We start from the raw sequence: 13,345 nt of genomic DNA on the forward strand, positions 1-13,345 counted from the left end.
CCGCCAGCGATGGCGGTGACGGCGGAGGCCGACACACCGCACACCCAGGATCCCCGGGGAGAACCGTGAGACAACTCGTCCGACGACGGGCGGCGGCCCTGTTCGCCGTCCTCGTCACCACCACCGCGACCGCCGCCGTCGGCGTCGCCACCGCCGGCCCGTCCCAGGCCGCCGCGGGCTGCCAGGTCGGCTACCGGGTCACCGCGCAGTGGGCCGGCGGCTTCACCGCCGCCGTCACCATCCGGAATCTCGGCGACAGCCTCACCGGCTGGCGTCTCGGCTGGACGTTCCCGGCCGGGCAGTCAGTCACCCAGGCGTGGGGCTTCACCACCAGCTCGACAGGCGCGTCAGTGGTCGCGGCCAACGTCGACTGGAACGCCACCATCGGCACCGGCGCGAGCGTCGAGGCCGGGTTCAACGGCACCTGGAACGGCGTCACGAACCCGAGCCCGGCCACGTTCACGCTCAACGGCGTCACCTGTACCGGCTCGTCCGGCTCGCCCACGCCCACCGCCGCGCCGACGTCACCGCCGCCGACCGGCACGGCGACCGTGGCGGCCGACGGCACCGGCACCTACCGCACCGTGCAGGAGGCCGTCGACGCGGTGCCGGCGAACAACACCACACGTCGGGTCGTCACCATCAAGCCGGGCACCTACCGCCAGGTGGTGCGGGTGCCGTCGAACAAACCCCACATCACGTTCCGGGGACTCGGCACGTCGCCGGCGAACACCGTGATCGTCTTCAACAACTCGGCGAACAGCAGCGGCACCTCCGGCAGCGCCAGCATGTTCGTCGACGGGTCCGACTTCGTGGCGGAGAACCTGACCATCGCCAACGACTTCGACGAGGGCTCGGTGACCAGCGGCCAGCAGGCGGTCGCGCTGCACCTCAACGCCGACCGTGCGGTGCTGCGCAACGTACGCCTCCTCGGTGATCAGGACACCTTCCTGGTCAACGACCGCACCCGGGCGTACGTGGTCGACTCCTACGTCGAGGGCACCACCGACTTCATCTTCGGCGGCGGCACGATCGTCTTCCACGCCTGCACCATCCACGAGAAGCGTTCCAGCGGCGGCACCGTCACCGCCGCCAGCACGGACGCCGCCAAGACGTACGGCTTCCTGTTCTACCGGTCGACGATCACCGGCACCGGGAACAACAACACCACCCTCGGCCGGCCGTGGCGCCAGGGCGCGCAGGTGCTCTACCGGGAGTCCACGCTCAGCGGCACGGTCCGCAACGCCCAGCCGTGGACGAACATGGGCGACGCCACCTGGCAGAACGCCCGCTTCTCCGAATACCGCAACACCGGCCCCGGCGCGACGGTCAACGGCAACCGGCCGCAGCTCAGCGACGCCCAGGCCGCCACCTACACACCGCAGAGATACCTCGCCGGCACCGACGGGTGGAACCCGTTGTGATCACGATGTTGGAGAACGGCATGACTGTCACGAAGAAGGGCCGGCCCTGGCGTACCGCGCTGGTGCTCGGCACGACCGCGGCGCTGGCGGCGCTCGGCGCGGTCACCGCGGTCACCGCCCTGGCGGCGGCCGGCTGCCGGGTCGACTACCGGGTCAGCAGCGAGTGGAGCGGCGGCTTCAACGCCGACGTGACGATCACGAACCTGGGCGACGCGGTGAACGGCTGGCGGCTGGCCTGGACGTTCCCGGCCGGCCAGCAGGTCACCCAGTCGTGGAACGCCACCGTTACGGCCGGGACGTCGAGCGTCACCGCGACGAACGTCGACTGGAACGCCGCCCTGCCGGCCGGGGGGAGCGTCTCGTTCGGCTTCACCGGCTCGCGCGGCGCCACGAACCCGGCGCCCACGGTGTTCACGCTCAACGGCACCGCCTGCACCGGCGGGGTCACCCCGACGACCGGCGCGCCGTCCCCGACGCCGACCACGCCGCCGGCCGGTGTGCCGTACTCGAACGCGCCGGACGGGTTCGCCGGCGCGGCCGGCACCACCGGCGGGGCGGCCGGCGCCACGGTCACCGTGACCAGCCAGGCCGACCTGGAGCGGTACGCGGCGTCCAGCACGCCGTACGTCATCCGGGTCGGCGCGGCGATCACGGTCAGCCCGTACGGCCGGGAGATCCCGGTCGGCTCGAACAAGACGATCGTCGGAGTCGGGCGGAACGGGCAGATCGTCAACGGCGGATTCCACCTCGGCGCCGGCACCGCCAACGTCATCATCCGCAACCTGACCATCCGGGACACCCGGGTGGCCTCGGACGACCCGGACGACAAGGACTTCGACTACGACGGCATCCAGATGGACACCGCGAACCGGATCTGGATCGACCACAACACGATCACGCGGATGAACGACGGCCTGATCGACAGCCGGAAGGACACCACGAACCTGACCGTGTCCTGGAACGTCATCGCCGAGGGCAACAAGGCGTTCGGCATCGGCTGGACGGAGAACGTCACCGCCCGGATCACCATGCACCACAACTGGATCCACGACACGAACGTGCGCAATCCCAGCACCGACAACGTCCAGTACGCCCACTTCTTCAACAACTACCTGCAGAACATCAGGGGGTACGGCAACTACTCCCGGGGCCGTACCAAGCTGGTGATCGAGAACAGCTACTACGAGAACGTGAAGGACCCCTACTACCGGGACGACACCGCGGAACTACGCCAGAGCGGCAGCGTCTGCGTCGGCTGCACCGGTCAGCGGGAGACCGGCGGCTCGGCGTTCACCCCGTCGAGTTTCTACTCCTACCGCCTCGACCCCGCCGCGCAGGTTCCCGCACTGCTGCGCACGTACGCCGGGCCGCAGGCCGCCATCGGGCAGTGACCGGGCCGGCCGGGACGGCGGCGCACCCGCCCCGCCGTCCCGGCCGGACGTCCCCCCACCGGCTGCCCGACCGGCAAACCCGCTCGCGGGCGTGGCCGACGGGTCAGGCTGGTGCGGGGGTGCCGGGTGCCGACGAAGGAGATCGTCCAGCACGTCGGGGCACTGCTCGACCTGGCCGGGGTGCTCGTCATCGCGGTCGGCGTCGCGGTCGCCACGGCGGTGTTCGCGGTGCGCTGCGCCCGGACCCGCCAGGTGGTCGCGCACTACCGGGCGTACCGGCAGGGGGTCGGCCGGGCCATCCTGCTCGGCCTGGAGTTCCTGGTCGGCGGCGACATCATCCGTACGGTGGCGGTGTCGCCCACCTTCACCAGCGTCGGCGTGCTGGCGCTGATCGTGCTGGTCCGCACGTTCCTGAGTTTCTCGCTGGAGGTGGAGCTGGACGGCCGCTGGCCCTGGCAGGGCCGTCCTCCGGCGGACCGGCCGAGCGTCGGCGCCCGCCCCCAGCGCTGACCACCGCGCCGACCGGACGCCGGCAGTTACCCCCAGGGGGTATGGTGGCGGGTGGAGGTGACGCCCGATGGAGCACGGAACCGGCCACCACGGAGGCCACGACACCGGCGGCCACGGCGGCGGTCAGGACGACCACGGCGGCGGGCACGGCGCGCACGCCGGGCACGACCCGGAGCAGTTCCGCCGCCGATTCTGGCTCAGCCTGGCGCTGACGGTACCGATCGTCGCCACCAGCCACATGGTGATGGACTGGTTCGGCTACTCGCTCGAGTTCCCGGGCGTGCGCTGGGTCGGCCCGGTGCTCGGCACCGTGGTGTTCGCGTACGGCGGCTGGCCGTTCCTCACCGGCGGGCTGCGTGAGCTGCGCGAACGTGCCCCGGGCATGATGCTGCTGATCTCGATGGCGATCGTCGTCGCGTACCTCGCCTCGGCCGCCACCAGCCTCGGCCTGTTCGACCTCGACTTCTGGTGGGAGCTGGCCGCGCTGGTCACCATCATGCTGCTCGGGCACTGGCAGGAGATGCGGGCGGTCGGGCAGGCGCGCGGCGCGCTCGGTGCCCTCGCGGCGCTGCTGCCCGACGACGCCGAGCGCCTGGACGACGCCGGGCGGCCGCATCCGGTGCCGGTCGGCGAGCTGCGGGTGGACGACCTGGTGCTGGTGCGCCCCGGCGGGCGGGTGCCGGCCGACGGCCGGATCGTCGAGGGTGCCGCCGAGCTGGACGAGTCGATGATCACGGGGGAGTCGCGGCCGGTGGCCCGCGCCGCCGGGGACCGGGTGGTCGCCGGCACCGTCGCCACCGACTCCACCCTCCGGGTACGCGTGGAGGCGGTCGGCGCGGACACCGCGCTGGCCGGCATCGGGCGGCTCGTGGCCGAGGCGCAGGCCTCCGGCGGGCGAGCGCAGGTGCTCGCCGACCGGTTCGCCGCGCTGCTGTTCTACCTGGCGGCGTTCGCCGGCCTCGCGACGTTCGCGGTCTGGGCGCTGCTCGGCGACCCCGACCAGGCGGTGGTACGCACCGTGACCGTGCTGGTGATCGCCTGCCCGCACGCGCTCGGCCTGGCCATCCCGCTGGTGGTGGCGCTGTCCACAGCGCTGTCGGCCCGCGCCGGCATCCTGGTCAAGGACCGGCTCGCGCTGGAGCGGATGCGCACCGTCGACACGGTCCTGTTCGACAAGACCGGCACGCTCACCACCGGCCGGCACACGGTGACCGGGGTGGCCACCACCGGCGGGACGGACGAGACGGCCGCCCTGGCGCTGGCCGGTGCGGTGGAGGCCGACAGCGAGCACCCGCTGGCCCGGGCGCTGGTTGCCGCCGCCGACGCCCGCGGCGCCCGTCCCGCCGCGCGCGGCTTCCGGGCACTGACCGGCCGGGGCGTGCGCGCCACTGTGGACGGCGTGGACTGGGCGGTCGGCGGGCCGGCGCTGCTGCGCGAACTCGACGCCGCGGTGCCGGACGACCTGGACCGGGCCGCGCAGGAGTGGTCGGGCCGGGGCGCCGCGGTGCTGCACCTGGTCCGCCTGCCCGAGGGCGGCCCGCCGGAGGTGACCGCCGCGTTCGGGCTGGAGGACCAGGTCCGCCCGGAGGCGCGGGCCGCCGTGGCCGAGCTGCGCGACCTCGGCGTACGCAAGATCGTGATGATCACCGGCGACGCGCGCCCGGTCGCCGAGGCGGTCGCCGCCGACCTCGGGTTCCGGCCCGGCGTCGACGAGGTCTTCGCCGAGGTGCTCCCGGCCGACAAGGACAAGGCGGTGGCCGAGCTGCGCGGCCGGGGACTGACGGTGGCGATGGTCGGCGACGGCGTGAACGACGCACCGGCGCTCGCCCGCGCCGACGTCGGGCTGGCCATCGGCGCGGGCACCGACGTGGCGATCGAGTCCGCCGGGGTGGTGCTCGCCGGCTCCGACCCGCGCGGCGTCGGCGGCGTGATCCGGCTGTCCCGCGCCTCGTACCGGAAGATGCGGCAGAACCTGGCCTGGGCGGCCGGCTACAACGTGGTGGCGATCCCGCTCGCCGCCGGTGTCCTCGCCTGGGCGGGGATCGCGCTCAGTCCGGCGCTGGGCGCGGTGCTGATGTCCGCCTCGACGATCGTGGTGGCGCTCAACGCCCAGCTGCTGCGGCGGGTCCGGATCACCCCGGCCGACTGAACCGCAGTCCCGGTTCCCGAGGCGCATCACGGTTCGCGGATGCGAGCCACCACGCCCCTTCCGGCTCGCACCTGCGGGCCGCTAGGGTGAGCGCGTGACGGTGTTCCGGATCGGCGAGGCAGCCGAACTGCTCGGGGTCAGCGCGGACACGGTCCGCCGCTGGATCGACGCCGGCAAGCTGCCGGCCACCCGCGACGAGCACGGCCACCGGGTGCTCGACGGCGCCGACGTGGCAGCGTTCGTCCGCGCCCCCGGCCACCCCGAGCTGTCCTCGGCCCGCAACCGGCTGCGCGGCATCGTCACCGCCGTCGTCAAGGACACCGTGATGGCCCAGGTGGACATCCAGGCCGGGCCGTTCCGTGTGGTGTCGCTGATGAGCCGCGAGGCCGTGGACGACCTCGACCTCCAGGTCGGCTCCGTCGCCGTCGCGGTGATCAAGTCGACCACCGTCGTGGTCGAGCGCGCCCCCGCCACCACCCCCAGGGGAAGGACAAGTCCGTGACCGTACGGTGGATCCGCGCCGCGCTCGCCGCCGCGCTGGTGGGGGCGCTGGGCCTGACCGCCTGTGGCGGCGCGGACGAACCGGCCGGTCCCGACGGTGCCGGCCCGGTGACCGTGTTCGCCGCCGCCTCGCTCACCGAGTCGTTCACCACGCTCGGCAAGGAGTACGAGGCCGCCCACCCGGGCAGCAGCGTCACGTTCAACTTCGGCGGCAGCTCGGGCCTCGCCACCCAGATCACCCAGGGCGCACCCGCCGACGTGTTCGCCGCCGCCTCCCCGGCCACCATGAAGACGGTCACCGACGCCGGTGACGCCGACGGCGAACCTGCTGTGCTGGTCCGCAATCAGCTCGTCGTCGCCGTACCCCGTGGTAACCCGGCCCGGGTCGGCGGCCTGGCCGACCTCGCCCGCCCCGGCGTCAAGGTGGCGCTCTGCGCCGAGCAGGTGCCCTGCGGCGCCGCCGCGCGTACCGCCCTGGACGCCGCGGGCGTGCGGCTCACCCCCGCCACGCTCGAACAGGACGTCAAGGGAGCGCTGGCCAAGCTGCGTCTCGGCGAGGTCGACGCGGCACTGGTCTACCGCACCGACGTCCGCGCCGCACCCGGGCTCGACGCGGTCGAGTTCCCCGAGTCGGCGCGCGCGGTGAACGACTACCCGATCGTGGTGCTGCGCGCCGCCGGGAACCCGGCCGGCGCCCGCGCCTTCGTCGACTTCGTCCGCTCCGACGCCGGGATCGCCGTGCTCACCGCCGCCGGGTTCCAGGCGCCGCCCGGCGCATGAGCCGCACCGTACGCCGGCAGCGGGTGCCGATCGCCCTGCTCGTGCCCGCCGGGCTCGGCCTGACCTTCCTCGTCCTGCCGCTCGCCGGCCTGCTGCTCCGGACGCCCTGGACCACGCTGCCCCAGCGGCTGGCCGAGCCGGGTGTGCTCACCGCGCTGCGGCTGTCGCTGGAGACCGCCACCGTCGCCACGCTGCTCTGCGTGGCGCTCGGCGTACCCCTGGCCTGGCTCTTGGCGCGGGTGGAGTTCCCCGGCCGGCGGCTGGTCCGGGCGCTGGTCACGGTGCCGCTGGTGCTGCCGCCGGTGGTCGGTGGCGTGGCGCTGCTGCTGGTCTTCGGCCGGCGCGGGCTGGTCGGGTCGTGGCTCGACGAGACGTTCGGGGTGACGCTGCCGTTCACCACCGCCGGGGTGGTGCTGGCCGAGGCGTTCGTGGCCATGCCGTTCCTGGTCATCGCCGTCGAGGGGGCGCTTCGTGGCGCCGACCCCCGGTACGAGGAGGCCGCCGCCACGCTCGGCGCCGGACGGTTCACCACCTTCACCTGGGTCACGCTGCCGCTCGTCGCCCCGGGCGTGGCGGCCGGGGCGGTGCTGTGCTGGGCTCGCGCGCTCGGGGAGTTCGGCGCCACCATCACGTTCGCCGGCAACTATCCCGGCCGCACCCAGACCATGCCGCTGGCGGTCTACCTGGCGCTGGAGACCGACCTGCAGGCCGCGATCGTGCTGAGCCTGATCCTGCTCACCGTCTCCGTGGTCATCCTCGCCGCCCTGCGCGACAAATGGGTCGGGACGACATGAGTGTGCTGGACGCGCATCTGGTCGCCGAGCGGGACGGGTTCACCCTCGACGTGCGGCTGCGCATCGCCGCCGGTGAGGTGGTGGCGCTGCTCGGCCCCAACGGCGCCGGCAAGACCACAGCGCTGCGGGTGCTCGCCGGGCTGCACCCCCTCACCGCCGGGCACCTCACGCTCGACGGCGCCGACCTGGACCGGCCGGACCGCCGGGTGTGGACGCCGCCGGAGCGGCGGCCGGTGGGCGTGGTGTTCCAGGACTACCTGCTGTTCCCGCACCTCAGCGCGCTGGACAACGTGGCGTTCGGGCCGCGCCGCCGGGGCGCGGACAAGCGCGCCGCCCGCGCCCGTGCCCAGGAGTGGCTGGACCGGGTCGGCCTCGGCGACCAGGCCCGGCGCCGGCCCCGGCAGCTCTCCGGCGGGCAGGCGCAGCGGGTCGCGCTGGCCCGCGCGCTCGCCGTCGACCCGGCGCTGCTGCTGCTCGACGAGCCGCTCGCCGCGCTCGACGCCCGGACCCGGCTGGACACCCGCGCCGAACTCCAGCGCCACCTCGGCGCGCACCCCGGCGCGACGCTGCTCGTCACCCACGACCCCCTCGACGCCCTGGTGCTCGCCGACCGACTGGTCATCGTGGAGCACGGCCGGGTGGTGCAGGAGGGCGACGCCGCAACCGTCACGGCCCGGCCGCGCACCGACTACGTGGCCCGGCTGGTCGGCCTCAACCTGCACCGCGGCCGCGCCGACGGACACGCCGTCACCGTCGGTGAGCTGACGCTCACCACCGCCGACACCGTCCACGGTGAGGCGTTCGTCGCGTACCCGCCGGCCGCCGTCGCGCTGCACCCGTCCCGGCCGGAGGGCAGCCCGCGCAACGTGTGGGCCGCCACCGTCACCGGCGTCCAACGCCACGGCGACAACCTGCGCGTGCAACTGGCCGGGCCGGTCGAGGTCGCCGCCGACGTCACGCCCGCCGCCGCGGCCCATCTCGGACTGATCCCCGGCCGCGCGGTCTGGGCGGCGGTCAAGGCAGCCGAGACGCGCGCCTATCCGGCGTGACAAACACCGCTGGTCGCGACGTGTACGCAGGTGAGAGGTTTGATCTGCGCTCAACCGGTCACTGGGACGGTAGCGACGACGCAAAGGGGGACACGGTGCCCGACACGATCCGCAACAGGTCCAGTCTGGACGCCGATCTGCCACGGGGAGTCACCGACCCGTTGCTCTGGCGGGCCGCGTACGACGTTGCAGTCGCCCACCGGCCCGACGAGGCCGGCCGGTGCGAGAGCCTGCTGTGTGACGGTCAGGTCGCGCCGTGTGACGCGCTGACCGCTGCCCACCGCGCGATGGAACTGGCCGGGGACCGCCACGCCGACCGGGCCGATCCGGAGACCTGGCGTACGGAGCAGCGCCGGCGCGCCGCCTGAGCATCGGGTCGCGGGCGGTTCGAACCGCGGACGCCCCGCTTCCGTGTCTATGATCGACAACTCGGTCGGAATGCGGGGAAGAGGAGAGTTCGTGACGGTCGACGCCCACGCGTTCTGGCTCCGCGCCCCCGGCGAGGGCGAGATCCGGCCGGTCCGGCTCGCCGCTCCCGGCCCCGGTGAGGTGCTGGTCCGGACCCGCTTCTCCGGCGTCAGCCGCGGCACCGAGACGCTGGTGTTCACCGGCCGCGTCCCGGCCGACCAGCACGACGCCATGCGCGCGCCGTTCCAGGAGGGCGACTTCCCGGCCCCGGTGAAATACGGCTACCTCAGCGTCGGCACCGTCGAGGCGGGCGACGAGCGGCTGCTCGGCCGTACCGTCTTCTGCCTCTACCCGCACCAGAGCGCGTACGTGGTACCGGCCGACGCCGTGACCGTCGTGCCGGACGGCGTACCGGCCGAGCGTGCGGTGCTGGCCGGCACCGTGGAGACCGCTGTGAACGCGCTCTGGGACGCCGCCCCGCTGGTCGGCGACCGGGTCACCGTGATCGGCGGCGGCATGGTCGGCTGCGCGGTGACCGCGCTGCTGGCCCGCTTCCCCGGCGTACGCGTCGAACTCGTCGACGCCGATCCGGCCCGCGCCGCGGTGGCCGCCGCGCTCGGCGCCGGCTTCGCCACGCCCGCCGACGCCACCGGCGAGCGCGACCTGGTGGTGCACGCCAGCGCCACCGCCGACGGGCTGCAACGCGGCCTGGAGTTGCTGCGCCCCGAGGGCACGGTGCTGGAGCTGAGCTGGTACGGCGACCGGCCGGTCACGCTGGCGCTGGGCGGCGCGTTCCACTCCCGACGGCTGGGCATCCGCAGCAGCCAGGTCGGCACCGTGTCGCCCCGGCGGGCCGACCGCAGCTACGCCGACCGGCTCGCGCTCGCCCTCGACCTGCTGGCCGACCCGGCGTTCGACGCGCTGCTCACCGGCCGGTCCCGCTTCGACGACCTGCCCGACGTGCTGGACCGGCTCGCCTCGGGCGAGCTGCCGGCGCTGTGTCATCTCATCACCTACGGCGAGGAGTGATCGTGTTCAGCGTGACCGTCCGGGACCACATGATGGTCGCCCACAGCTTCCGCGGCGAGGTCTTCGGCCCGGCGCAGCGGCTGCACGGGGCGACGTTCGTCGTCGACGCCACGTTCCGCCGCGCCGAGCTGGACGACGACGGGATCGTTGTCGACATCGGGCTGGCCACCGAGCAGCTCAAGGCCGTGCTCGCCGAGCTGAACTACCGCAACCTCGACGACGAGCCCGCCTTCGCCGGGGTGAACACCACCACCGAGGTGCTCGCGCGGACGATCGCCGACCGGCTCGCCGACGCGGTGCACGCCGGCCGGCTGGGGGAGGGCGCGCGCGGGCTCGCCGGGATCACCGTCACCCTGCACGAGTCGCACATCGCGTGGGCGAGCTACGAGCGGTCGCTCTGACCGGATGACAGTCGTCCACGTGGTGCTGCCGGGCGACATCGACGACCCGGCGGACCCCAGCGGCGGCAACGCCTACGACCGGCACGCCTGCCGGGGCCTGGCCGCGCGCGGCTGGACGGTACGCGAACACCAGGTTCCCGGCGGCTGGCCACACCCGGGGCCACGGGAACGCGCCGACCTGGCCGGACTGCTCGGCGGGCTGCCCGACGGCGTCCCGGTGCTGCTCGACGGCCTGGTGGCCTCGACCGTGCCGGACGTGCTCGCCCCGCACGCCGCGCGGCTGCGCCTGGTGATCCTGGTGCACCTGCCGATCGAGGGCGAGACGGAGGCACGGTCACTGGCGGCGGCCACCGCAGTGGTCGCCACCAGCGCGTGGACCCGCGACCGGCTGCTCGACCGCTACCGGCTGCGCCCCGAACGGGTGACCGTCGCGCCACCCGGCGTCGACCCGGCGCCCGTCGCCGACGGCACGCCCGGCGGGGGACGGCTGCTCTGCGTCGCGGCGGTAACCCCGGTGAAGGGCCACGACGTGCTCGCCGCCGCGCTCACCGAGGTGGCCGACCTGGACTGGACCTGCGACTGGGTCGGTCCGACGGACCGGGACCGCGCGTTCGCCGACCGGCTGCGCGGACGGCTCACCGCTACCGGTCTCGCCGGCCGGGTCCGGCTCACCGGTCCGCGCACCGGACCCGACCTGGCCGCCACGTACGCGGCAGCCGATCTGCTGGTTCAGCCGTCGCGGCGGGAGACGTACGGGATGGTGGTCACCGAGGCGCTGGCCCGGGGCGTACCGGTGCTGGCGAGCGACACCGGCGGCCTGCCGGACACGCTCGGGCACGCCCCCGGCGGCGAGCGACCCGGCCTGCTGGTGCCGCCGGGTGACCCGGGCGCGACCGCCGCGGCGCTGCGCCGCTGGCTCACCGACCCGGGCCTGCGGGACCGGCTGCGCCGCGCCGCCCGGCAGCGGCGGCACACCCTCACCGGCTGGCCGGTCACCGTGGACCGGCTGGCGACGGCACTCAAGGAGGCGACCGCGGCATGACCACCTCACTCCCGCCCGGCTTCGCGGACTGGCTGCGACTGCGCGAGCCCGCCGACGCGGCGGCCCGCAGCGCCGAGCTGGCCGACGCGGTCCGCGACCGGCTGCCCGCCGGCCGGCCGATCGTCGTGCACGACCTGGGCAGCGGCACCGGCTCGATGGCCCGCTGGCTCGCGCCCCGGCTGCCCGGCCCGCAGCGCTGGGTGCTGCACGAACGCGACGCGGACCTGCTGGCGCTGGCCCGGGCCGGACGGCTCACCGCCGCCGACGGCACCGAGGTCTCGGTGACCACGCGCGGCTCCGACGTCACCCGGCTGACCGCCGCCGACCTGGCCGACGCCCACCTGATCACCGCGTCCGCGCTGCTGGACATGCTCACCGCCGAGGAGGTCGAGCGGATGGCGGCGGCCTGCGCCGGCCACCCGACGCTGTTCGCGCTCACCGTGACCGGACGGGCCGAGTTCACCCCGCCGGACCCGCTGGACGGCGAGCTGACCGCCGCGTTCAACGCCCACCAGCGTCGTACCGTCGACGGCCGGGTCCTGCTCGGGCCGGACGCGGTGGACGTCACGGTGGCCGCGTTCCGCCGTCACGGCGTCGAGACGCTCGTGCGGCCGACCCCGTGGCGGCTCGGCCCGGAGCAGGCGGAACTGGCCGCGGAGTGGCTCACCGGCTGGGTCGACGCGGCAGTCGAGGAACGACCGCATCTGTCCGGGCCCGCCGCGACGTATCAGAAGTGGCGGCTCACCGAGGCCGCCGCCGGCCGGCTCGAGGTGGTGCTGCACCACGCCGACCTGCTCGCCGGCTGAACCGTACCGGCTGCTGGCACGTGACAACCGGTGGGAACAAGGGAGGACCGTTTGTCACACGTCGCCGTCGCCGGACCCGTACCGGCCGTCGCATCCGTACCGATCCGGCCACGCCGGGCCCGGCTGAACGGAGCCTGGGTACGCCCGCTGCTCGGGCTGGCGGTGCTCGCCGCGCTCGTCGCCTCGGTGGGCACCGGCCCGTTCCTGGCCGGGCTGCGGCTGATCGACGCGCCGGCGCTGGCCGCCGCGCTCGGCATCGGCGTGATCACCACCGTCTGCTGCGCCTGGCGCTGGTCGCTGGTAGCCGGTGGGCTGGGCGTACGGCTGCCGATGCGCGCCGCGGTGGCGCACTGCTACCGGGCGGTCTTCCTCAACTCCACGCTCCCCGGCGGCGTGCTCGGCGACGTGCACCGGGCGGTACGGCACGGCCGCGACGCCGGGGACCTGGCCCGCGGCGTCCGGGCGGTGGTGTGGGAGCGCACCGCCGGGCAGGTGGTGCAGGTGGTCATCGCGGTGGCGCTGCTCGCCGCGTTCCCGTCGCCGGTACGCCGGTACCTGCCGGCGCTGGCCGCCGGCCTCGCCGTGGTCGCGCTGGCGCTGGTGCTCGCCGCCCGCGCGGTGCCCCGCTCCGGGGCGTCCCGGCTCGCCCGGGCCGCCCGGACGGCTGTCGCCGACGTCCGCTCCGGAGTGCTCGGCCGCCGGACCTGGGCCGGCGTGGTGGTCGCCTCGACCGTGGTGTTCGCCGGTCACCTGGCCACGTTCGTGGTGGCGGCCCGCACGGCCGGCGCGGAGGCACCGCTGTCGCACCTGCTGCCGCTGACGCTGCTCGCCCTGCTGGCCATGGCGGTGCCGTTGAACGTCGGTGGTTTCGGGCCGCGCGAGGGAGTGGCCGCGTGGGCGTTCGCCTCGGCCGGGCTGACCGCCGCGCAGGGTGTGGCGACCGGCACGGTGTACGGCGCGCTGGTCCTCGTGGCCAGCCTTCCCGGCGCCGCGGTGCTGCTGGCACGGCGGATGCCTCGGCGCGAGCCCGGCAACTGTCGGTGATCCCGCCTACGGTGGGG

The 13,345-nt window shown here is 74.7% G+C and carries 14 protein-coding genes; all 14 read left to right on the forward strand.

The annotated features are described in order from the left end of the window. Window positions 1-65 precede the first annotated feature (65 nt). Window positions 66-1,424, forward strand: coding sequence for a pectinesterase family protein (locus tag FHX31_RS12015; protein ID WP_145822324.1), 1,359 nt, complete (start codon window positions 66-68; stop codon window positions 1,422-1,424). Between the two features lie 20 nt (window positions 1,425-1,444). Next, on the forward strand, window positions 1,445-2,815 hold the full coding sequence (locus tag FHX31_RS12020) for a cellulose binding domain-containing protein (RefSeq protein ID WP_184976178.1): 1,371 nt from the start codon (window positions 1,445-1,447) through the stop codon (window positions 2,813-2,815). Window positions 2,816-2,941: 126 nt separating this feature from the next. Further along, window positions 2,942-3,325, forward strand: a complete 384-nt coding sequence (locus FHX31_RS12025; RefSeq protein WP_013286772.1) for a DUF1622 domain-containing protein — start codon at window positions 2,942-2,944, stop codon at window positions 3,323-3,325. A 67-nt stretch (window positions 3,326-3,392) separates the two neighbouring features. Next, window positions 3,393-5,474 (forward strand): heavy metal translocating P-type ATPase, encoded by a 2,082-nt coding sequence (locus FHX31_RS12030; protein WP_013476476.1) that lies wholly within the window; start codon window positions 3,393-3,395, stop codon window positions 5,472-5,474. Window positions 5,475-5,568: 94 nt separating this feature from the next. Beyond that, complete coding sequence (locus FHX31_RS12035; RefSeq protein ID WP_013286770.1) at window positions 5,569-5,976, forward strand: TOBE domain-containing protein; 408 nt, start codon at window positions 5,569-5,571, stop codon at window positions 5,974-5,976. Continuing rightward, entirely contained in the window at window positions 5,973-6,755 is a 783-nt protein-coding gene (gene modA, locus FHX31_RS12040; RefSeq protein ID WP_013476477.1) for a molybdate ABC transporter substrate-binding protein, read from the forward strand. Before FHX31_RS12035 ends, modA begins: the two co-directional genes overlap by 4 nt. After that, window positions 6,752-7,549 (forward strand): ABC transporter permease, encoded by a 798-nt coding sequence (locus FHX31_RS12045; protein WP_184976182.1) that lies wholly within the window; start codon window positions 6,752-6,754, stop codon window positions 7,547-7,549. Before modA ends, FHX31_RS12045 begins: the two co-directional genes overlap by 4 nt. After that, entirely contained in the window at window positions 7,546-8,598 is a 1,053-nt protein-coding gene (locus FHX31_RS12050; protein WP_123109373.1) for an ABC transporter ATP-binding protein, read from the forward strand. The genes FHX31_RS12045 and FHX31_RS12050 overlap by 4 nt, the downstream gene beginning before the upstream one ends. 95 nt (window positions 8,599-8,693) lie before the next feature. Further along, window positions 8,694-8,966 (forward strand): hypothetical protein, encoded by a 273-nt coding sequence (locus FHX31_RS12055; RefSeq protein ID WP_013286766.1) that lies wholly within the window; start codon window positions 8,694-8,696, stop codon window positions 8,964-8,966. 49 nt (window positions 8,967-9,015) lie between these two features. After that, window positions 9,016-10,035 (forward strand): zinc-dependent alcohol dehydrogenase, encoded by a 1,020-nt coding sequence (locus FHX31_RS12060; RefSeq protein WP_387030816.1) that lies wholly within the window; start codon window positions 9,016-9,018, stop codon window positions 10,033-10,035. A gap of 2 nt (window positions 10,036-10,037) precedes the next feature. Then, a complete protein-coding gene (locus tag FHX31_RS12065; RefSeq protein ID WP_013286764.1) occupies window positions 10,038-10,436 on the forward strand; it encodes a 6-pyruvoyl trahydropterin synthase family protein in 399 nt (132 codons plus the stop codon). 4 nt (window positions 10,437-10,440) lie between these two features. Further along, window positions 10,441-11,478 (forward strand): glycosyltransferase family 4 protein, encoded by a 1,038-nt coding sequence (locus FHX31_RS12070; protein ID WP_123109372.1) that lies wholly within the window; start codon window positions 10,441-10,443, stop codon window positions 11,476-11,478. Further along, on the forward strand, window positions 11,475-12,284 hold the full coding sequence (locus FHX31_RS12075) for a small ribosomal subunit Rsm22 family protein (protein WP_013286762.1): 810 nt from the start codon (window positions 11,475-11,477) through the stop codon (window positions 12,282-12,284). The genes FHX31_RS12070 and FHX31_RS12075 overlap by 4 nt, the downstream gene beginning before the upstream one ends. A 102-nt stretch (window positions 12,285-12,386) precedes the next feature. Then, a complete protein-coding gene (locus tag FHX31_RS12080; RefSeq protein ID WP_184977772.1) occupies window positions 12,387-13,328 on the forward strand; it encodes a lysylphosphatidylglycerol synthase transmembrane domain-containing protein in 942 nt (313 codons plus the stop codon). The last annotated feature ends 17 nt before the right edge of the window (window positions 13,329-13,345 follow it).

It is taken from the genome of Micromonospora sp. CNZ286, from assembly GCF_014207755.1.